The organism is Nostoc sp. FACHB-110 (genome assembly GCF_014697425.1).
Lineage (GTDB): Bacteria > Cyanobacteriota > Cyanobacteriia > Cyanobacteriales > Nostocaceae > Nostoc_B.
The window spans coordinates 32,006-54,353 of sequence record NZ_JACJRU010000002.1; the positions used below are offsets into that span (position 1 = coordinate 32,006).

The 22,348-nt window shown below is 40.7% G+C and carries 17 protein-coding genes; 9 read left to right on the top strand and 8 right to left on the bottom strand.

Going from position 1 to position 22,348, the window contains the following annotated elements; translation table 11 throughout:
• Positions 1 to 95 precede the first annotated feature (95 nt).
• On the top strand, positions 96 to 731 hold the full coding sequence (gene upp, locus H6G69_RS02615) for a uracil phosphoribosyltransferase (protein ID WP_190681277.1): 636 nt from the start codon (positions 96 to 98) through the stop codon (positions 729 to 731).
• A gap of 524 nt (positions 732 to 1,255) precedes the next feature.
• Entirely contained in the window at positions 1,256 to 1,660 is a 405-nt protein-coding gene (locus H6G69_RS02620) for a DUF2294 domain-containing protein (protein ID WP_190681279.1), read from the top strand.
• Here H6G69_RS02620 and H6G69_RS02625 read toward each other — a convergent pair.
• On the bottom strand, positions 1,623 to 2,024 hold the full coding sequence (locus H6G69_RS02625; RefSeq protein WP_190681281.1) for a PleD family two-component system response regulator: 402 nt from the start codon (positions 2,022 to 2,024) through the stop codon (positions 1,623 to 1,625). The genes H6G69_RS02620 and H6G69_RS02625 overlap by 38 nt on opposite strands.
• A 360-nt stretch (positions 2,025 to 2,384) precedes the next feature.
• Between H6G69_RS02625 and H6G69_RS02630 the strand changes: the two genes are divergently transcribed.
• The 3 genes from H6G69_RS02630 to H6G69_RS02640 all read left to right on the top strand — a co-directional run bounded on the left by H6G69_RS02630 (position 2,385) and on the right by H6G69_RS02640 (position 3,852).
• Positions 2,385 to 2,522: a hypothetical protein gene (locus H6G69_RS02630; RefSeq protein ID WP_190681283.1), complete on the top strand. Its 138-nt coding sequence runs from the start codon at positions 2,385 to 2,387 to the stop codon at positions 2,520 to 2,522.
• Between the two features lie 381 nt (positions 2,523 to 2,903).
• Entirely contained in the window at positions 2,904 to 3,344 is a 441-nt protein-coding gene (locus H6G69_RS02635; RefSeq protein ID WP_190681285.1) for a DoxX family protein, read from the top strand.
• Positions 3,345 to 3,357: 13 nt separating this feature from the next.
• A complete protein-coding gene (locus H6G69_RS02640) occupies positions 3,358 to 3,852 on the top strand; it encodes an ureidoglycolate lyase (RefSeq protein ID WP_190681287.1) in 495 nt (164 codons plus the stop codon).
• Positions 3,853 to 4,117: 265 nt separating this feature from the next.
• Here H6G69_RS02640 and H6G69_RS02645 read toward each other — a convergent pair whose 3' ends face one another.
• From H6G69_RS02645 to H6G69_RS02660, 4 genes are all read right to left on the bottom strand, one after another.
• Entirely contained in the window at positions 4,118 to 4,978 is an 861-nt protein-coding gene (locus H6G69_RS02645) for a nitrate ABC transporter ATP-binding protein (protein WP_190682004.1), read from the bottom strand.
• 264 nt (positions 4,979 to 5,242) lie between these two features.
• Entirely contained in the window at positions 5,243 to 7,246 is a 2,004-nt protein-coding gene (locus tag H6G69_RS02650; RefSeq protein ID WP_190681289.1) for a nitrate ABC transporter ATP-binding protein, read from the bottom strand.
• Positions 7,247 to 7,351: 105 nt separating this feature from the next.
• Positions 7,352 to 8,191 carry a nitrate ABC transporter permease gene (ntrB, locus tag H6G69_RS02655; RefSeq protein ID WP_190681292.1) on the bottom strand — a complete coding sequence of 280 codons (840 nt, stop codon included), beginning with the start codon at positions 8,189 to 8,191 and terminating at the stop codon, positions 7,352 to 7,354.
• A 39-nt stretch (positions 8,192 to 8,230) separates the two neighbouring features.
• On the bottom strand, positions 8,231 to 9,610 hold the full coding sequence (locus tag H6G69_RS02660; protein ID WP_190681293.1) for a CmpA/NrtA family ABC transporter substrate-binding protein: 1,380 nt from the start codon (positions 9,608 to 9,610) through the stop codon (positions 8,231 to 8,233).
• A 550-nt stretch (positions 9,611 to 10,160) separates the two neighbouring features.
• On the opposite strand from H6G69_RS02660, the gene H6G69_RS02665 reads away from it, so the two are divergent.
• A complete protein-coding gene (locus H6G69_RS02665) occupies positions 10,161 to 11,030 on the top strand; it encodes an endonuclease/exonuclease/phosphatase family protein (RefSeq protein ID WP_190681295.1) in 870 nt (289 codons plus the stop codon).
• A gap of 36 nt (positions 11,031 to 11,066) precedes the next feature.
• On the opposite strand, the gene H6G69_RS02670 is transcribed toward H6G69_RS02665, so the two are convergent.
• Entirely contained in the window at positions 11,067 to 11,234 is a 168-nt protein-coding gene (locus tag H6G69_RS02670) for a hypothetical protein (protein WP_190681297.1), read from the bottom strand.
• 216 nt (positions 11,235 to 11,450) lie between these two features.
• On the opposite strand from H6G69_RS02670, the gene H6G69_RS02675 reads away from it, so the two are divergent.
• The 3 genes from H6G69_RS02675 to H6G69_RS02685 all read left to right on the top strand — a co-directional run bounded on the left by H6G69_RS02675 (position 11,451) and on the right by H6G69_RS02685 (position 20,069).
• Positions 11,451 to 12,908, top strand: a complete 1,458-nt coding sequence (locus H6G69_RS02675; protein WP_190682007.1) for a YdiU family protein — start codon at positions 11,451 to 11,453, stop codon at positions 12,906 to 12,908.
• 775 nt (positions 12,909 to 13,683) lie between these two features.
• Positions 13,684 to 19,089, top strand: coding sequence for a PAS domain S-box protein (locus H6G69_RS02680; RefSeq protein WP_242071959.1), 5,406 nt, complete (start codon positions 13,684 to 13,686; stop codon positions 19,087 to 19,089).
• Positions 19,086 to 20,069: a PleD family two-component system response regulator gene (locus H6G69_RS02685; protein ID WP_190681299.1), complete on the top strand. Its 984-nt coding sequence runs from the start codon at positions 19,086 to 19,088 to the stop codon at positions 20,067 to 20,069. The genes H6G69_RS02680 and H6G69_RS02685 overlap by 4 nt, the downstream gene beginning before the upstream one ends.
• A 321-nt stretch (positions 20,070 to 20,390) precedes the next feature.
• Here the strand turns inward: H6G69_RS02685 and H6G69_RS02690 are convergent, their stop codons facing one another.
• On the bottom strand, positions 20,391 to 21,431 hold the full coding sequence (locus tag H6G69_RS02690) for a glycerate kinase (protein WP_190681301.1): 1,041 nt from the start codon (positions 21,429 to 21,431) through the stop codon (positions 20,391 to 20,393).
• Between the two features lie 34 nt (positions 21,432 to 21,465).
• Positions 21,466 to 21,798: a DUF565 domain-containing protein gene (locus H6G69_RS02695; RefSeq protein WP_190681302.1), complete on the bottom strand. Its 333-nt coding sequence runs from the start codon at positions 21,796 to 21,798 to the stop codon at positions 21,466 to 21,468.
• Positions 21,799 to 22,348: the final 550 nt, after the last annotated feature.

A 22,348-nucleotide genomic window follows, 5' to 3' on the forward strand; every position in this document is an offset into this window, starting at 1 on the left:
GCGAGCTTTTCTTTGCGCCTTTGTGCCTTGGCGCGAAACTAAAAAATATTTATGTAAAAGGTCTATTATTCATACTTCATACTTAAGTTGACAAAATGCAAAATCAAGTAACAGTTATTGAACATCCATTAATTCAACATAAACTTACTTTGATGCGGAAAGCGGAAACTAGCACAACGAAATTTCGTAATCTCCTTAAGGAAATTAGTTTGTTGTTAGGTTATGAAGTAACACGCAATTTACCGCTGAAATATGAAGAAATTACAACACCCCTAGCCCCGATGAATGCACCAGTACTAGCACCAGATAAAAAGCTAGTGTTAGTTTCGATCATGCGAGCAGGGCAAGGAATATTAGATGGAATGTTAGAATTAATTCCCTCAGCGAGGGTGGGACATATTGGTTTATACCGCGACCCAAAAACATTAATTCCGATTGAATATTATTTTAAAGTTCCCCATGATGTGGAACAACGGGATATGATTATTGTCGATCCGATGTTAGCAACAGGAAACTCGGCTGTGGCTGCGGTGGACAGATTAAAGTCTACAAATCCTTTATCGATGAGGTTTGTTTGCTTGCTAGCCGCCCCAGAAGGACTAAAGCATTTCTGTGCAGTTCATCCTGATGTACAGGTTTATACTGCTGCTATAGATGACCATTTAGATGAACACGGTTATATTATCCCAGGTTTGGGTGATGCAGGCGATCGCTTGTTTGGCACAAAATAAGCAAGTAGGCTCATAAAAAACTCCCTCACCGCCTGCGCTGCTTCCCAAGCCTTGTTGATTCACATCTTGCACCTAGCCTCAGCGAATGGAATTCGTCGGGGCTAGGTGCAAAATGTGAATATAGAAATCTGTTGTATAACAGTCAAAGTAAAATTTTGAAACAACAATTATCAAATTAAAAAATCAATAAGTTTTTTATCTCCTATTTGCTAACTTTCAACCTCTGTTAATGCTAGTACAAAAATAAAATTATTTAACCAAACAAACTTTATTAAATAACATTTAATCGAACATATTTATTCAGGTAGTCAGCATGAATTAATGCTTGGATCAACAGTACTCAAGCATTAATTTGAAATAAAAATAATCAATTAAAATCTTGCTTTTTGATTACAAGTATCCTATATAATATGTATAAATTAGCAACTGTTACAATAATGGTGTAAAACTAATGATGCAAGCTTTTAAAAAATAAAAGATTGTAAAATTTACATATAAAATTATCAAAACATAGATCAACATTAATGCCATACCCCACTATTGGACAACTGGAAAGAGAAATTGCACAGCGTATTAGTGCTTTATATTATGAACAACTAGGGCAAAGGCCTAGCCAAGTTGTTTGTCATTTCTTTGACACAGAACTAGTTATTTCGTTAGAAAACTCCTCTACTTTAGTAGAGCGGACACTCATATCTGGTGGGCATGGAAATTTAGCAGAACAAGTCCGGGTCTTATTAGATAAAATCCTAAAAAGCCAACTTCAAAATTTAATTGAGGAAGTTACTGGTAAACCCACACTTGACTTAATGACTAATACAAATTTAGTCACAGGTAGAACGGGAATTATTGTAGTATTACAACAGCTACCAGAAGTTCGTAATCCCGAATCTATCCCGAAAGCAAACCTGAAAAACTTAACTGATTAAAGTATTGAGAAAGCACAATTTCCAATTGGTTAAAATCATAAGGCTTGGTTATATAATTATCCGTACCTTTGAGAAACTGACGCTCAGATTCACGCGCTAAGTACCAAGGAAACGTAGCAATAATGGGGATATTAGCTGTTTGAGTTTCTCGCTTCAAAAAATCAATTACTTGAACACTTCTAATATCTGAAATCATCATGTCTAAGATGATTAAATTAGGGCGGTGCGTTTGTGCTAATATCAGACCTTTGATTCCTTGGGTCGCACAAATGCAAGCAAAATTGAGTGATTTGAGATGAGAATTTAGTAACTCTAAATGATTAATATTTTTCTCTACAACCAAAATTAGTGGCTGTTTATTCATATGCAGCACATTACCTTTAATTTCAGGAATACATACCCAATTGTTAGTTACTCGCTTAAATGATGACTTCCCAGTTAGTTACTATGTTATCTGGTAAGTATTTTGACTGGTATACGAGGTTTCCTTCACATGGCGTGTGCAGCTTGATACGGGCTAGCTCGTAATCGAAATCACTAGGTTGATTGTCTATGCTGAAGTTGAGGGTAGACAATAACAAGCTAGTAACATTATCCAGCAATCATCATTACTAAAAGTGTACATTTCGTCAAGGGCTAACTGCAACTATAGCTAGCTATTATTTTTTACCAACTTAATCATAATACTTAGTGTAGTTCAATCTTGATTAAAATAGTAAAACTTATGCCCCAAGCACTTTACAGCCCCAAATTTATGTTGATTGAGCAACTTATCCAAGCAGCGATCGCTATGAGTAGTGTTATGATTGTTAACAGTAGTAAAAGTTATTTGATTGACTCTCTAATATTTATTAACATTTAACCAAATAAAATCAGCCTCAAGTAATATATTGACTCGGAAGCATGACAATATTACTGCTATAAATACATAGAGCTTGCTGAAAATTAATCTAGTTTTTAGGCATAATGGCAAGCAAATTGTCTAGTTTTTGTGTGCCATTATTGCTATTTTTTGACGGTAGAGATGAATTTAAGGCTCGCTAAATCCGAACTTGCCAAAGCGCGATCGCTGTTTTAAATTTTTTGATAGTGATTTATGTCTGCATTTGGTAAATGACCAAATTAATCTCAAATATAGGTATTATTTTGGCTGAAGTTTGCTGATTTTTACGACTGTTGACTGAAGACATATGCGCCCTCAACCAGCACACTGAAGTGATAAGCAACAGTATCGGGCGAAATTATGAATCAGCGTCAGGAATTATTTCGGGTCATTTTAGCTGTATCCATCATTATAGTTGGCATCACACACTTTGCTGTACCTGACCCTTACGTCAAAATTATGCCTCCACAACTGCCTTACCCATTAGAACTAGTTTATCTGAGTGGATTTTACGAAATTTTGGGGGGTATCGGCTTATTAGTGCCTCCTGTTAGTCAAGCTGCGGCTTGGGGACTAGTGCTGCTATTTATTGCAGTTTTTCCTGCTAATATCAACATGGCAATAAATCATATTAAGATTGAGGCAATACCATATTCAGATTCACCTTGGTTACAGGCAATTAGATTGCCTATGCAAGCAGTTTTAATTGCTTGGGCTTGGTGGTACACAAAACCTTCTGATAAAAAAATTCAAGCTTCTTTAATTCCCAAATCGCTGATTCCCAAAGAGCTAGATTGGTAATTTACAAAATATTATGGCTACAGCACAAACCTTGCAACAATTACAAGCAGAATTAATTACGCCAGAAAACTTTCGGCGTTATGGACAGGTGATTTTTGCTAGTTCAGATGGTAAAGCTTTTGATGCGGCAGATGCTCAATTAAATCTGCAAAATGGTACGCCACGATTTTATATTATGCGTCTAGATAAGCGGGGGCGGAAGTTTCATAAAATTACGCGTCATATGCAGTGTACTCAATGTTTAGGTTCTTTAGAAGGGAAAGATTGGTTCATAGCAGTTTGTCCACCCTATAATGATTTGCCAGAACCAGTGTTAGAAGAAATTGCCGCTTTCCGCATTCCTGGCAATTGCTTTATTAAATTAAATGAGGGGACTTGGCACGCTGGCCCTTATTTTGACCACGAGTTTGTCGATTTTTATAATTTAGAACTTGCAGATACAAATACAGTAGATCATTTTACTCATGATTTTTTTAAGAGCCATCAATTAAAGTTTGAGATGGTGTAAATTAACTTACGGCAGTTTTCATTTGCTAGTTATAGCAAAGTGCTGAGTGCTGTTAGCGGTAGCGGGGCGTTTAGCCTGTGCTGAGTAGAAAACAAGTATCCATCACACCTTGAAGCTATCAACACTGTCCTCACCTAAGTGACTACAGCTATATAAAAAAATAAGGCAAAAGATAAAAGGTACAAATTCCTTTTAGCTTTTACCCCGTGCTGTGTTGCTAACCTTTGTCGTTGGGAGTGATGGGTCAATAGTCAAGTTTGATTGACTAACCCACATCATCGTGGGCAAAACGGTTGAAGAGGAAGTCTAAGGCATAGTTACGCAGCTTGTAATATTGTGGATCTTCCATGATGCGGGCGCGATCGCGGGGACGAGAAAAAGGAATTTCCATGACTTCACCAATTTTGGCGTGAGGGCCATTGGTCATCATCACTAATTTGTCTGCTAAAAATAACGCTTCATCAATGTCATGGGTAATCATTAACACTGTGCAACGGTTATCATTCCAAATTTTCAGCAGTTCTTCTTGCAATTCTTCTTTAGTAATCGCATCTAACGCCCCGAAAGGTTCATCTAAAATCAGCACCTTGGGACGAATTGCCAACGCCCGTGCAATAGAAACACGCTGTCTCATACCGCCAGACATTTGCATTGGCTTTTTCTCCATTGCGTCAGCCAGTCCCACCATCGCCAAATGGTCGCGGACAATTGCTCTTTTCTCCGCTTCTATTTTGTTGGGGTAAACTGCATTCACCGCTAAGTAGATATTTTCAAACGCAGTCCGCCAAGGTAACAGGGCGTAGTTTTGAAACACAACCATCCGGTCTGGGCCTGGCTTGGTGATGGGTTGACCTTCCAGTAACACTTGTCCAGTTGTAGGAAAGTTAAACCCAGACACCATGTTGAGCAGTGTAGACTTGCCACAGCCAGAGTGACCAATCACACAAATAAATTCACCTTGGTTAACGCTGAGGTTAACACCATCAAGAACAGTGAAGGGGCCTTTCTTCGTGGGGTAAACTTTGCTGACATCTCTGATTTCGAGGAAAGCTCTGCTGTTATCTGTCAATGTTGGTAAGGGCTTTCTGGAAGTACTGGTGACGGTGGACAAATTGCGGTTTTGCATGGCGGGGGTGAAGTGTGAAGTGTGAAGTCTGAAGTATGAAGTTTGAAGTTTGAAGTTCTGAGCTTGGTGAATGAACGTTTTATCCTCAACGGTGAAGATAAAAGGTTCATTGTTCAACCTTTGAGGTTCAACGGTGAGGTTCTGAGGTTCATCGTTCAACCTTTGAGGTTCAGCGATGAGGTTTTGAGGTTCACCGTTCAACCTTTGAGGTTCAACGGTGAAGATAAAAGGTTCATCGTTCAACCTCGGAGGTTCAAATTTCCGTTACGCAATTCTTCTAATGGGCGCGTCGAGAATGACTTCGGCGATGGAAAAGTCGCGTTTAATTTCTAAGCTGTTGAGGTAGGCGATAGGATCATCAGCGTTAAAGGGCATACCATCAAATAATTGAATGGGTTGGCGAGTATAGCTGATATCTAAACCTAATTCCCGTGCGGCGGTACTGAAGACGCGCACCCGACAAATTCGTTCGACAACTTCTACCCAATTTCTGGGGAAGGGAGTATCACCCCAACGCGCCAACTGAGTCATAATCCAAATTTGTTCTGTGCGGCTGGGGCGGTTAATCGCCGAATCAGAGTAAAACTGGTGGTGGGCGTAGTCCCGTAGGGGATGGTCTATGTCACAAGTCAGGTTATTCGGGTCTTCTAGCTGGATGTAGTCTAAATCAGTGCTGACGTATTCTCTCCCCGCCACAATTGTTCTAACTTCTTCGGTGTTTTGGGGATCTGCACAGTATTGGCAGGCTTCTAACAATGCTTTGGTTAAGGCAATATGGGTGTTAGGATACATTTCTGCCCAATCTTCCCGCACGCCGAGAACTTTACCGGGGTGTCCTAACCAAACTTCTAAGTCTGTGGCGATGGTAAAGCCGACATTTTCCACGGCGGCGCGATAGTTCCAAGGTTCACCCACACAGTAACCGTCAATACTCTTGTTTTGCAAGTCAGCGACCATCTGGGCGGGTGGAATAATGTGCATATCCACATCTGTATCTGGGTCAATACCACCAGCCGCCAACCAATAACGTAGCAACATATTGTGCATGGAGGCTGGATGGACTACGCCCATTGTGTGGCGTTGTTCGCGGGTGTGGAGAAGGTAATTTTTGAAGTCTGATAAGGTGCGGACACCTTCATCATAAAAGCGTTTAGCTAAGGTAATGGCGTTACCGTTGCGGGTCATGGTGAGGGCGGTAACGACGGGGATGGGTTGATTTTTGTACCCGCCTAAGGTTAACCACATCGGCATCCCGGAAGGCATTTGGGCTGCATCTATATAACCGCCAGTGATACCATCCACGATACCCCGCCAGCTAGTTTCCCGAACTAAGTTGACTTCATCTAAACCATGCTTGGCAAAGAAACCTTTTTCTTTGGCGACAGCGAGGGGGGCGCAGGCGGTAAGCGGTAGGAAGCCAATTTCTAAGTTAACTTTTTCTAAACCGTGGCGAGAAATGGCGGCTGTTTTCCGCGCCCGAATTTTCTTAATCCGTTTTTGCTGGTTGAGGAAGTAAATCATCTCACTCCGCAAGCTGTAGTAGCTGGGGTGTTCCACTACTTCCATCCGTTTGCGGGGACGGGGGATATCTACTTCTAAGATGTCACCAATTTTAGATTCGGGGCCGTTGGTCAACATGACAATTCTGTCAGACAACAGCACAGCTTCATCTACGTCGTGAGTCACCATTACCGCAGTGACTTCATTTTCTTCGCAGATTTGCATTAACTGTTCTTGTAAGTTACCCCGGGTTAAGGCATCCAACGCCCCAAAGGGTTCATCTAACAGTAATAGTTTAGGACGGATTGCCAAAGCGCGAGCGATCGCCACCCGTTGTTTTTGTCCACCCGAAAGCATTCCTGGCTGTTTGTCGGCGTGGGGACGCAAACCCACCATATCTATGTGTTTTTCAACAATTGCCTTCCGTTCTGCCGCAGGTAAACCATTCATTACCGAGTCTACCGCCAAGGCAATATTTTCTCTCACCGTCCGCCAAGGTAACAGCGAATAATTTTGGAATACCACCATCCGGTCTGGCCCTGGCTTGGTGATTTTTTGTCCTTGCAGTGTCACAATACCTTCGGTTGGCAAATCCAAGCCCGCAATCATATTTAATAATGTGGATTTACCGCAACCAGAGTGACCAATTAAAGAAACAAACTCACCTTTTTTAATTTGCAGGTCAATACCTTTTAAAGCAATATATTGACCGCCGCCACTTAAATTAAATACCTTATCAATTTGATCAACAGCAACGAATACTGACATAGTGAAGTATGAAGTATGAAGTATGAAGTGGGAAGTGGGAAGTATGAAGTGGGAAGTATGAAGTGAGAAAGATAAATTTCAGACTTCAGACTTCATCCTTCATACTTATTTTTGTTCTGCTGGTAAAATCAGGTTTTGTAACCAAGCCATGAACTTGTCGAGTAATAAACCAACGACACCGATATAAACCAGAGCCAAAATTACTTCACTCACGTCGTTATTTTGGTAAGCATCCCAGATAAAGAAGCCGATACCGACAATCCCAGACATAACGATTTCTGCCGCGATAATCGCTAACCAAGCCAAACCAATCGCAATTCTTAAGCCAGTGAAAATGTAAGGTAAAGCAGCCGGAATCAAAATGTTAAAGAAGTATTCTTTGCGGCTAAGTTGTAGAACTTTAGCAACGTTGTTGTAGTCTTGGGGAATTTGCGTTACACCAACTGCTGTGTTAATTAAGATGGGCCAAATTGAGGTGATGAAAATTACGAATAATGCTGCTGGTTCGTTTTGACGCAGTGCTGCCAAAGAAATAGGAACCCAAGCCAAAGGCGGTACAGTTCTTAATAGTTGAAACAGTGGGTCTAAAGCTTTGGACATGGTTTGATTCACACCAATCAAAATGCCCAAGCCAATACCAACCACCGCAGCTAGTGTGTAACTAATAGCCACCCGTTGCAAACTAGCCCAAATTTGCCAGAACAGACCTTTATCAATACCACCTCTGTCATAGAAAGGCCAGAAAATCAGTACCCAAGTATCTTGCACTACTTGAATTGGCCCTGGCAAGGTTGCGCCGGGAGTCCAAGCAAATAATTGCCACAGTCCGAGAAAGATTAAAATTGCGATCGCTGGCGGTACAATATTCGGAATTTGTTTCTGTATCTGTGAAATAAAACTGTTATCTAACCTTGGGCTACTTGGTCTTTTCTGTGCAATTGTCATGATTTTTCTCTCAATTAACTAATGACTAAGGACTAATAACTAAACACTCGCTTTTTTAATCTTGAGACTCTTGAGATATGCTTCGGGATTTTCAGGATCAAATTTCACCCCATCAAAAAATTCTTCTACGCCGCGAGATGTGCTTGTGGGAATATCCGCCGCCGCGATACCTGCTTCTTTTGCGGCTTCTTTCCAGATGTCTTCGCGGTTAACTTTATTAATTAGTTCTTTAGCCTTCGCGGCATTATTGGCGAGATAATCTTTGGGTAAGAAGCCCCAACGCACATTTTCAGTTATGAACCACAAATCATGACTCTTGTACGGATAAGACACGCTACCTTTTTCATCTTTCCAGTAATAAGCAGCCATTGATTTATCGTCAATTTTGCGACCATCACCCATGTCATATTTACCTTGATATGGGTCTGCTAAAATTTCCGGTGTGGGTAAGTTGAAATAATTTCTGCCTGCGAGAATTGCGGCGGCTTCTTTGCGGTTGTCAAAGTTATCCAACCACTGTTGCGCTTCCATGATGCCTTTTAAAATTGCTTTGGTGGCTTTGGGATTTTTATCAACCCAGTCAGCGCGGATGGCTAAATATTCTTCTGGGTGATTTTTCCAAATCTCTGCGGTTAACGCCGCCATAAAACCAATTTTATCTCTGACAATGCGATAAGGCCAGGGATCGCCAGTGCTGAACGCGTCCATTGTCCCGGTTTTCATGTTGGCGACAGTTTGCGCCGCAGGTACGGTGAGCAATTTAACATCTGCATCTGGGTCTAAACCACCAGCCGCTAACCAATAACGAATCCATAAATCTTGGTTAACGTGGGGGAAAGTGAATGCAGCAGTAAATGGTGTAGAAGATTTTAGCTCGGAAAATAGAGACTTAGCTTGAGCAACTTGCAGACCAATTTTACCAGCGTGTTTACTGGCGATCGCAATCCCGTTTCCATGTGTTACCAACTGCGCCAACACATACATCGGAATTTTTTGATTACCTTTAGTAATTAAACCTTCGGTAATTAAATGTGGCATGGGCATTTGCCATTGTCCACCATCAATCCCACCACCAGCAGAACCAATTTCAACGTTATCTCTGGCAGAACCCCAAGAAGCTTGTTTAGAAAGGTCAACTTTTGTCATGCCATACTTGGCAAAAAAGCCTTTTTCTTTGGCAATAATTAAAGGTGCAGCTTCAACAATGGGGATATATCCTAATTTAACTGTATCTGTTTCCGGTGCTTGTTCTGGGCTAATATTCGCTACAGTTTGAGCAGTAGGCGCAGACTGAGAACTTCCACCAGTCAGGCTATCTGGGGGATTTCCTAAACAACCTTTAAGAAATACCGCACTTGCAGATGCCCCAGCTGTTACGATAAATTTACGCCGCGAAATTTGGTTAAAAAATTCTGTCATAAATATGTCTCCTCAAAGGTGAATTTAAATTTTTTTAGGCATGACAATTAACGCAAGTCGAAGGTAATTTCGCTTGTGGTCATTAAAAAATAATTTCGAGCTATATTCAAAAAGCCAATCTCAGCCCATTACTTATTGCAAAAGGCTAAAATAACGACTTAGAAAGAAAATTATTAGGTGTAGGAACTCGGTTCGGGGATCGCTTAATTCGTTGAAACTTAGTTTACATGTTTTAATGTCAAATTTGTTAACTTCCAAACCATTATTCTTAAATAAATCTTAGATTGATCATATAAGTAAAAATTTATTATGAGCGGCAAAGTCAACGAATAATGGCAATGTATGGGGGGTTATTGATGATAACAATTAACTTTACATAATGATTAAGCAGAAAAAACTTAATTTATGCCATCAATCATCAATAATTACCTATGCGTACTATTGTCTAAAACATATATTTTGTTTGCAAACTAAAATTTACTAGAAATAATTGATAATTACTGATGCTCATGATTACTTTCAGCCTATAGATAATCACCAAAAAGCACAGATGTCAAAATCAGCCAAGCCAATATTCAAGCCCCTACCTGTTTATCAATACACTATCCCTGGTTGGCAACCAAATACACAAAAAGCTACCGCAGTCAAGTTAGAAACTTTAACAATTGCCAGCTTTAACGTTCTTTGTGACCTCTACGAAAAAGATAAAATCGCCACCGAAAAAAGATTACCAGCAATTGTTGAGGAGTTACGTCAATGTAACGCTGACATTATCGCTATTCAAGAAGCGACACCAAATTTATTAGAGTTACTTTTATCACAAACGTGGGTACGCAACTACTATATTTCCGAATCCAGCGCAGCCGTAACAGTGCGACCTTACGGTAATTTATTATTATCGCGTCTGCCTTTTAAACTAGTTGAGCATCAATTTTGGGGACGCAAGCGGGTATTAGTAGGCAGTTGTGAGATTAATAATCAATTATTGCATATTGCCGTCGTGCATTTAACAAGCGATCGCTCTCAAAATGCCCTTGAAAAACGCCATCATCAGTTAACCACCATACTTGCATATCTCCAAACCCTACCAGGAAGTAGCTTAATAGCTGGTGACTTCAATACACGCGGTAACGAACAAGAAGAGATATTAACCAGTGCTGAATATATTGATATTTGGCAGCAACTTAACCCCCAGACACCAGGTTACACCTTTGACCCCCAACGCAACGCCTTAGCAGCATTGATGAGTTTACAAGGAATACCCCTGAGACTCGATCGCATTTTACTAAAAAGTCAAAACCATGATTGGCAACCGCACTCAATTGACTTATTCGCTTGTGAACCAGTCCCAGATACAGCAGAGAAAATCTATCCATCCGATCATTTTGGTCTTTATGCAGTTCTCAAAGCAACGAGATAACACCCTCTGCTGATGTCAGCAACTCATGAGAAAATCTCACAACCAAACATGAAAGAATTGGCTACTAGGATTTTTGGCATTGCTGATTAGTGGGATGTTTTTTGTTTCGCGCAAAGGCAAGGCAGCGCGTTGGGCGGCTCTGCCGACTTGAAGCGACTGCCGCGCAAAGGCGCGAAGAATCAATATTTTATTTTTGTTAAACATCTCAATTCATCCCGCATTTATGCAACGCCGGATTTTTACTCAGCACTCAGCACTTTTAAGCTAGTTCCAATGAAACAAGTTTCATCGCCTGAAAGTGGGACTAGCATTTTTACTCAGCACGGGCTAAACGCCCCGCTACCGCTAACAGCACTTAGCACTCAGCACTTTCAAGCTAGAGGTAGGATGAAGAGAATAATCCTTTTAACTTGGCGCGTAATGACTCTGGCTGAAACTCCCAACCAAGAAAATTCTCTTAATCCTTTGCTCACCCTCAACTACGAACCAGCCTTAGAATCTTTGGGTGGTGATTACTACGACGAAGTAGCAGCAGAGGAATTTCCCCAACATATTTTGCGCTGGCGGAATGATGCACTGTTATCTGATTTAGGTCTAAATCCTCCAGATGTAACTGATGAGGACTTTATTACCGCTTTTGGCAAATTTCAAGGACGCAAACCTTTATTAGCACTGCGCTATCACGGTTATCAATTTGGAACCTATAACCCGCAACTAGGTGATGGTAGAGGTTTTCTCTATGGTCAAGTCCGCGCTAATAACGGCGAATTATATGATTTCGGGACTAAAGGTTCTGGTAGAACACCTTACTCTCGTGGTGGCGACGGAATGCTGACACTCAAAGGCGGGGTGCGGGAAGTTTTAGCCGCCGAAGCACTGCACCAAATGGGAGTTCGTACCTCACGCTGTCTGAGCATGATTGAAACTGGTTTATCTTTGTGGCGTGGTGATGAACCTTCCCCCACCCGTTCCTCTGTTATGGTGAGAATGAGTAGTTCTCACATTCGCTTCGGTACGTTTGAGCGGTTTCATTATTTACAGCGTCCTGATTTAACTCAAAAGCTCTTAGACCATGTAATTGAATATTACTATCACCACTTAGTCAACCAAACAGATAAATATGCCTTATTTTATGCAGAGTTAGTCCAGCGAGTTGCTGAATTAGTAGCACAGTGGATGGCCGCCGGTTTTTGTCATGGTGTGCTGAATACTGACAATATGTCGATTACTGGGGAAAGTTTTGACTATGGCCCTTATGCTTTTATCCCAACTTACGATCCCTATTTTACGGCGGCATATTTCGATTATTACAAACGCTATTGTTACGGTCATCAACCCAGTATTTGCCAATGGAATTTAGAAATGCTGCAAGAACCATTAAAGGCAATTATTGACATAGCTGATATGCAAGCGGGATTAGCCAGCTTTAATAATTATTATGGTGCAGAATATCGCCGTTTAATGTTGAAAAAATTAGGTTTTGAAGAGTTGAATCATCCCGAAGCTGATGAACTTTTAGAATTAACCATAAAATTCCTCAAAGAAAGTCAAGTTGGTTATCATCTATTTTTCTTTGAAATGGCTCGGACTTTTTCTCTTAAATGGCGAGATGACCCAGCCTGTGTACTCAACAATTCAGAAATTGTACCAACCGCCGATACTTCAGCAATTTTTGATAGTTGGTGCATACTCTACCATCAAATCTTAAATCATTTTGATTTAGATAAAATGGAGGCGATCGCCCAAACATTGTCTCAGCATAATCCGCCAACAGTAATCCTGCGACCCATCATAGAATCAATTTGGGAACCAATTGTTGAATCAGATAATTGGCAACCTTTTACTCATTTAATTCAAGCAATTCAATCTCGAAGTTAGGAGTTGTATTTTTTGGGAATTTTGGCATGGTTGATTGAGAAAATTTTCGGACATCAACTTATGGTAATCATTACTCAAATTGGTGGTAGCTACCTCATCAAACATCCATAATTACGACTGACACACAAAGGTTAGGTGTAGGGATAATTAATCTGTACCTAATCTTCATTTAAATTGCACCGGATTCATAGTCATAAAAACTGCAAATTTCTCCCTTGTTTCTCGCTCCCTGATCCCTGAAATCCTGAACATCTAATTATTATCTAGCCTCACTAATGCTTGATCAAGCAAATCATATTGCTGGATTTGTTGTTTTTTCTATCTCTAAAAATAATATTTAACCTAACCAAATAGGATTGCTATATTAAAGTTAAGGCAAGCAGATATTCCAGTAAATATCTGGTTAACAGCATAATACATGCTTGATTTTATGGACAACAGAAGATATCATCTAATAATTAGCGAAATCAATCATTAAGAAATGCAAAATAATTTAAACAAATATTTGATTATGGATGAGATGTTTTAATTTCTGATGAAAAACAAGACAGGTTTCAACATAAAAATATTATTAAATTTTCAGTAATTCATCCAAGCTAGTAAAAATTAATTTTAATTAAAACAAATCCGCAGGTTGTAAAATTAATTATGATTTTAAATAATTAACAAGAGAAAATCATTAAAACAAATGCTGAAAGTGCTAGAGGATGAATAAGTGGTTAGGCAGCACAGATATCATCAATTCCAAGCAAAGAAACTTTTCAGCAAACGCGAGTTGCTGCCATTATTAGTGGGAATTTTAATTTTAGTTGCGGTACTTATACTTTGGCAAAGACTACTAATTGAAGATCAAGCAGATATTAAACAACTGATTCAACAGCAAGCACTCGCTATTAAAACAGAATTAACCGCTCAAATGCAAACGCGGATTTTGGCTTTAGAGCGGATGGGAAAACACTGGCAAAGGCATGGTGGGCTAAAAGAAGATGAATGGCGATCGCAGGCAATAGACTATATAAAAGATTTAGGTGGATATCAAGCTATTGAATGGGTTGATTCATCATTAAAAGTCAGATGGACTGTACCAGAAACTGAAAACGCCGCTTTCCAAAATCTGGAACTTAACCACAAACCCCAGCTAAGAGTTTATCTAGAAAGTAGGCGCAATCTTCGGCAAACAACTGTCAGCCATGCAATTAAACTTACCCAAGATGAGCCAGGATTTTTAGCTTATGTCCCACTGTGGATAGGAGAGCAGTTTGATGGATTTATTAGCGGAGTTTTTCAGCTAAAAATATTATTAAATTCGGCGATCAATTGGCCACAAGATTATCAAGTCAGAATTTTTGAAGGTGGCAGGTTAATCTATGGCCCAGAAAAACTGTTACCACAGCTAATACCTTGGTATGGTGAAGTTAACGTTACCTTATCAGATATCAATTGGCAAGTTCAGGTTTTTCCCACTACAGAATTACTGGACAAATTGCGATCGCCTTTACCGAATGTGGTCTTAATCTTCGGGCTAATTGTTTCTACCACATTTACCTTATCGATTCATTTAATTCAAGGTACAGAATTAAGAAATCAGCACATAGCAGCAATCAACCAAGAACTAGCACAACGGATAAAAGAGCAAAAAAATACCGAAAGTGCTTTGCGTGCCAGTGAAACTTGGTTGCGAGAATTACTAGAAACAGTCAAAGTTATTCCTTGGGAAATGAATGCCAAAACTTGGCGATTTACCTATGTCGGCCCCCAAGCAGAAGTCTTACTAGATTATCCTTTAGAACAATGGTATCAAGAAAATTTTTGGCTGAATCATCTACATCCCCACGACCGCGACCAGGCCATCAAGATTTGCCAAGAAGCCTCAGCTAAAGGCGAAAACCATGAACTAGAATACCGAATGTTAGCCGCTGACGGCCGGGTTGTGTGGTTGCGAGATATTGTCAATGTCGTCAAAGAAGCTGGCGCCCCTAGATTATTAAGGGGATTCATGTTTGATATTACCGACTTGAAACTAGTCGAAGAAACATTGCGATTGCAGGAACGGGCGCTCGCTGCTGCCAGTAATGGCATTATGATCATTGATGCCAGATTGCCCAATCAGCCAATTATTTATGTTAACTCCGCCTTGGAAGTCATTACAGGTTACAGTGCCAGAGAAATCATCGGTAATAACTGTGGTTTTTTGTTGGGTGAAGATCACCTTCAGCCAGCAATTGCCCAACTGCAAACATCACTGAAAGTTGGGAAAAGTTGCCAACTAGTGTTGCGGAACTATCGCAAAGATGGCAGCTTGTTTTGGAATGAATTAAGCATTTCTCCAATTCATGATGAAAACGGCAGGCTCACCCATTTTATTGGTATTCATAACGACATTAGCGATCGCGCTGCCGCCGAAGCCGCATTAAGAGAAAAAGAAGAACGTTGGCAACTAGCCCTTAAAGGCAACAATGATGGCATTTGGGACTGGAATCTCAAAACCAACGATATCTTTTTTTCTGCCCGTTGGAAGGAAATGTTAGGCTATGAAGACCATGAAATTCTCCACGATTTAGATGAATTTCTCACCCGCGTTCATCCAGATGACCTAGAAGGGGTAATTCAAATCATCCAAAATCACTTTCGCAAGCAAACCCCATACTACATTCACGAATTTCGGATGCAGTGTAAAGACGGCAGCTATAAGTGGATTTTAGATCGGGGACAAGCACTGTGGGATGAAGCAGGGAATTTATTACGCATGGTCGGCTCCCATACCGATATTACCGACCGCAAACAAATGGAAGAAGCCTTAAAAGAAAGCGAAGGGCGGTTTCGGACAATGGCAGATAGCGCCCCTGTGCTTTTATGGATATCTGACCCCAATGGGCAGTACACCTTTTTCAATCAAACATGGCTCAACTTCACAGGACGGAAATTAGCCCAAGAATTAGGTAGTGGTTGGGCAGAAGGGGTACATTGTGAAGATTGGCTACATTATCAAAATATCTATCTTCAGGCATTTGCCACACAACAACCATTTGATGTAGAGTATCGATTGCAACGTGCAGATGGGGAGTATCGCTGGATTTTAGAAACTGGCGTACCAAGGTTTAATGTAGATGGCAGCTTTGCAGGATTTATTGGTTCCTGCGTAGATATTAGCGATCGCAAACAAGCAGAATTAGCTCTGCATCGACAAGCTCTCATCTTTGAAAATATGTATGATGGCGTGATGATCGCAGACTTAAACGGCAAAATTATTGATTGGAATGGTGCAGCCGAGTGGATGTTTGGCTATACCAAAGCAGAAATAATCGGCAAAACGCCGAGTATTTTATATAAATCTGAACCCGAAAATCTACTTACACCCAAGATTTTACAGGAGATTCAGCAAAAAGGACGAAGGTCAGGAGAAACTCATTTTAGACGGAAAGATGGCAGTGAAGGGATGTGTGAAACAACTGTCATCTTGCTGCATAACGAGCAAGGTCAGCCGATTGCCAGCGTCAGTTTTCATCACGACATTACAGAACGGGTATTAGCCCAACAAGCCTTGCAAAGACAGCTGCATCAAACACTACTATTAAAGCAAATTACGCAACACCTTCGTCAAAGCCTCAATAGCAAACAAATTTTTGAAACCGCAGCAATTCAAATCGGGCAAGCTTTTCAAGTAGATCGCTGTCTCATTCACTCCTATGTCAACAATGCCCAACCGCAAATTCCTTTAGTAGCACAGTATAATAACTTCCCTATGTACAGTTGCGAGCTACTCTTGGAAGTCCCTGTCTCAGGTAATCCCCATGCCCAGCAAATGATGACAGAGGATAAAGCGATATCCTCACCAGATGTTTACGCCGATCCTTTACTACAAGCCGCCCAAGATATTTGTCGCAGCCTTGGCTTAAAATCCATGTTAGCCATCCGCACCTCTTATCAAGGAGAACCCAACGGTGCAATTGGCTTACATCAATGCAGTTATTTTCGCCAATGGACAGCAGCAGAAATTGAATTAGTCGAAGCAGTCGCCGCCCAACTCGGTATCGCCTTAGCTCAAGCTCACTTACTAGAACAAGAAACTCGCCAACGAGAAGAACTCACCTTAAAAAACTTTGCGCTAGAGCAGGCAAAACGCCAAGCAGAAACAGCTAACCGTGCCAAAAGTGAATTTTTGGCCATGATGAGCCATGAAATTCGCACCCCCATGAATGCCGTAATTGGGATGACAGAACTGCTATTAGACACAGACTTGACTCCGCAACAACGAGACTTTGTGGAAACAGTTCACACCAGTGGCGATGCCTTACTGACCATTATTAACGACATTCTAGACTTCTCCAAAATTGAATCGGGACGGCTGGAACTAGAAGCAACACCTTTTGATTTAAAAGCTTGCATCGAGCAAGTTATCGATCTTTTAGCACCAAAAGCCGCCCAAAAACAAATTGAACTGATTTATCTAATTCATCCCCAAGTGCCAACACAGATTATTGGCGATCTCACCCGCCTGCGCCAAGTGTTGATGAACTTGCTCAACAATGCAATTAAATTTACCTCCGAAGGAGAAGTTGTCTTATCTGTTTATGCCAATCAACTAGAATCGCAAAATGGCACTAGCAACTGCACAATTCTCTTTAGTATCCAAGATACAGGTATTGGGATTGCTCCAGAAAAAATGACAAGGCTATTTCAGCCATTTAGTCAAGCGGATGCTTCCATGACCAGACTTTATGGGGGTACTGGGTTAGGGTTAGTCATTAGTAAACGCTTAAGTGAAATGATGAATGGCACTCTCTGGGTGGAAAGTCGTGGCTGTATTGGTGGCCATCCCGCTCAAGAGTGGCAAAATAGTCAGCAAGTTACCTCAATTGGCTCAGATTTAGGTTCCACTTTTTACTTCACTATTCAGGCTGAAGTTGTCGCTAACGCGATGATGCGAGAAACTTCGCCTTTATTGGCAAAGTTGGCAGGGAAGCGAATGCTAATTGTCGATGATAATCCCACCAACAGTAAAATTCTCAGTTTGCAAGTCCAACCTTGGCAAATGCAAACATATATCGCTCATTCAGGCGCAACAGCTTTAGCCATGATTGAGCAAGGAATGGAATTTGATGTTGCCATTCTGGATATGCAAATGCCGTATATGGACGGTTTAACCCTAGCCCGAGAAATTCGCCAGCAGCCTCATTGTCAAAATTTACCTTTAGTACTGTTGACTTCTGTAAATCAACCAGAAATAAGTAAAGACTTTGGCAATGTGGAGATTACAGCCTGTTTGACTAAACCAATTAAACAGTCTCAACTCCATTATGTCTTAACCCACACTTGGCTGGAACAGCAAAACCCGACGCAAATTTCTCGCTCTGATACTGGAGAAGTTGCTGCCAAATTGGCAAAAAAAATGCCGTTGCGGATTCTCTTAGCCGAAGATACTATTGTCAATCAAAAAGTTGCACTATTGATGTTGCAAAAAATTGGATATAAAGCAGATGTCGTAGTTGACGGTCGAGAAGTGCTACAAGCATTGCAACATCAACCTTATGATGTAGTGTTGATGGATATTCATATGCCAGAACTAGATGGGCTAGAAACTAGTCGCATCATCCGTCAGCAATGGTCAGTGGACAGTCGTCCTTATATTATTGCGATTACGGCTAACGCTATGCGTGGCGATCGCGAAGCTTGTTTAGCAGCTGGGATGAATGATTATATTAGCAAACCAGTGCAAATGGCAGAATTAGCCCAAGCATTAAGCAAATGTCGCCCGCGTCAATTATCCCCAGCATTACCTACCCCAAAATTCTACCGACATCAGCCAGCACTCAAAACGCCAAATTTAGGCTCTACAATTGATGAGAAAGTTTTGCAGTCTTTGTGTCAAATGGTAGCAGGCGATCGCCGAGCATTAGTAGAATTAATGCTCTGTTATCTTGCCGAAGCTCCCAAACTTGTAGAAGAAATTAGGGCATCTGTGGTCAATCAAGATGCCCAAACTTTATGGCAGACAGCTCATAAACTTAAGTCAAGTAGTGCTTCTTTAGGGGCAATAAATCTAGCACAACTTTGCAAGCAGTTAGAAATTCACGGCAAAAATAATACTCTGATTGAGTGTGCAGATATCTGCACCCAAGTGCAACAAGAGTATGAGCAAGTTAAAACTGCACTGCAAACAGAGCTAGAGGAGGAAGCATGAAAACAACTTTTCAAGAAGACCAATCTCTAGTTCTAATTGTTGATGATGAGGCGTTTATTCGCACCCAGTTGCGACTCGCCTTAGAGCGAGAAGGCTATCAAATAGCCGAAGCAAAAGATGGCAAAGAAGCGTTAAATATATTTCAACAGTTACACCCGAATATAGTTCTCTTAGATGCCATCATGCCAGGTATGGATGGTTTTGAGTGTTGTCTGCAATTGCAATCTCTCGAGCAAGGCAAATATACCCCAATATTAATGATTACAGGACTAGAAGATCAAGAATCCGTTGACCATGCCTTTGATGTGGGTGCAATTGATTATGTGACTAAACCAATTCACTGGCCCGTATTGCGCCAACGAGTCAAACGCTTAATTCAACAATCTCAGCTACAGTATAAATTAGAACTAGCTAACCAAGAATTACAAAGATTGGTAACTATTGATGGTCTCACCCAAGTAGCCAGTCGCCGACGCTTTGAAGAGTATTTTGCTCAAGAGTGGCAACGTATGGCCAGAGATCAATTGCCTTTATCGTTGATTCTTTGTGATGTTGATTATTTTAAATCTTACAACGATACCTATGGCCATCGTGCAGGCGATCGCTGTTTGCAAAAAGTGGCACAAGCCATCAAAGATACTGTTAAACGTCCAGCCGATTTAGTGGCGCGTTATGGCGGTGAAGAATTTGCCGTGATTTTACCAAAAACTGAAATGTCAGGGGCAATGGTTTTGGCAGATAAAATTTGCTCAGTCGTTAGGAGATTAGCAATTCCCCATAGTAATTCTCAAGTTAGTGGTTATGTGACCATCAGTGCTGGGGTAGCTACAGATATTCCTCAACCTGGCTCTGATTTTCAAGAGATGATTGCCGCCGCAGATAGAGCATTATATCAGGCAAAAATTGATGGACGCGATCGCTTTCAGCAGTCTACAAAGCAATCATCTTCTACTTTCTCTATTCCCCGTTGGGGTACATAATATCTTTGTTCTATAGACACAACCCAGCCCTCGGAAACATCAATCACATTCAGTAGATCACAAAGTTATCGGTTGAGGCAGGGTGTAGGGTGTAGGGGAAGAAAAGTTAATTAGCGTGAGTAAATTTAATCTCTCATCCAGGACTTACGCACAAAGATTATCTGTGGAGATTGGGTGTCAGGATATTGAATTAGTACACCCCTGTGATTCGACCAATTTGTGCAGAAACGACAAAACCCTCTCCCCTGCCCCCTTGCACCCTTAATGATAAATCTTTCACAGGACACGATATGACACCTAGGGATTGATTGTCCTCATGGTCTATGGACTATAAATTGCACCAAAAGTCTGGTCAGGAGAAATTTCAATTACCAAATCTACTACTTCCGGCGATCGCAACAATGGCTGAAGGTATAATTCTGGATGGAGCGAGCGCCAAAAATAATTGACAAAATCTTCAATTTGTGCATTGCTCATACCGGGTTTGCCAGTCGCAATCATCCTTTGTTCTGCTTGCAGTCGCCACTCTAAGGAACTGCGATAATCTCTGGGATAGAGCAGAATCAAGCTATCTAATCGCTCCCACAATGGCAGATAACTACTCAGTTGGCGATTCATCTCACGGGCAAATGCTTTATCTAATTCTGTGACAATTGGTGGTGGTGCTTGAGCAAATAAACTAGGGTCAATTGGTCGCACACCGACAAACCAGCCTTCAAATAATACTATATCTACATTTGTAACAATTTCAGGATGAGTGCGATCGCCTGCCCCTGCATGAAGAGATTTATCAAAGCGAGGAACTCTGACAGCAGTGTTTCCTTGGCGAATTTGATTGAGTACATTTAACCCTAAATCTACATCATGGGTTCCTGGTGGCCCCCGCCAAATCAAGCGGGGGTCTTGTTGTGATAAAGCCAAGCGATCGCTGTAAGTTTTATATAAGTCATCCAACGACCAACTCAGAGTCCGGTATCCTAACTGTTGGAGAATCAAAGATAAAATTTGGCACATTGTGGTTTTACCTGTGCCTTGAACTCCTAAAATTCCTTGAATCAGAGGACAATTTAGCTGTTGGCGATGGCTGGCTAATTTCATCCCTAAAGGAAGCCACACATCCCAAAACAGTGTTAACATTTCCGCAAAATTCGCGTGAGGCAGCTGAGTTTGGCAAAATTGACTAAAGGCTGGCAAAAGAGATTTAAGTAAGTGCGATCGCAATTTGATCATTTCATCAACATTCGTAGGTGTAATCCCCAAAGCCTTTGCTCTGGCAATATCAACCAACGCTGCCTCTCGTGCTTGCTGCCAAGTTGACGCTGAGACATCTTCTGTTATAATCTCCCTTAGCCAAGCATTCATCTACATCACCCAAAAATCCCAGTTAATCATTTTTTTAAGAGCCTAGTTTGAAGGCTTCAATAAATAAACTGTAGGTAAAACCTACTTTCAAAATATTGAGCGATTCTACCCAAAGTGCCTTTCTCGCAAAAAAGCCCCGACTATAAAATATCCTACTAGTTACCTCTGTCAAAAATACTAAAAATGCAGCTGCAACAATATCTAATTCAGCCTTTTGTCCTGCCGTTGTAGAAATAGCTGTTCCCAAAAAAAAGCCAAATAAAAAACTCATTATTAATAATGATAATCGCCGCCAAGGATTGAGAAATAACTTGCCCAAACTACTAGAAATAGCATCAAATAAATTATTAATCCGCGTGTTTTGCATAAATATCACCTCATTTGATTACCGACTTGATTACTCAGAAGATGGGTATCAGCATAGGCAGCAATTGATTAGTATCGTAAATTTATTGTGAATTATACGTAAATTTCCAGATTTTATACTGATTAAATTAGTCTAAATAGAATGTATATTTGTTAACTAAGGTGATTTTAAGTAAAAAATGTTAAGAAATATAAATATTTTCTAGCCAATATGTTTGAGGTTGCCATCACAGAGATTTGGTTGTTTAAAATACGTCAAATCAAAAAATATTTAGATGTGATTATACGGTGATCACTTTTGTTTCGGTATCATATTTTGCTGGCAATATGTGGCTAATGAGGACAAAGCTACGACATAATCTTAAATATATGGTTTTTGGGGTTGAGGGGCGAGGTAATTATTCACTTAATGGATTTTCTCGAAAATAATGATACTTATGATACATATTGTTAGCTAATTGTACGAGAACTTAGAGTAGGCAATTCGGTAACTTTCTTTAAGTCTTATTGCGAAGAATAAGCTAATATTTGGCCAAGACTAAACAAATACT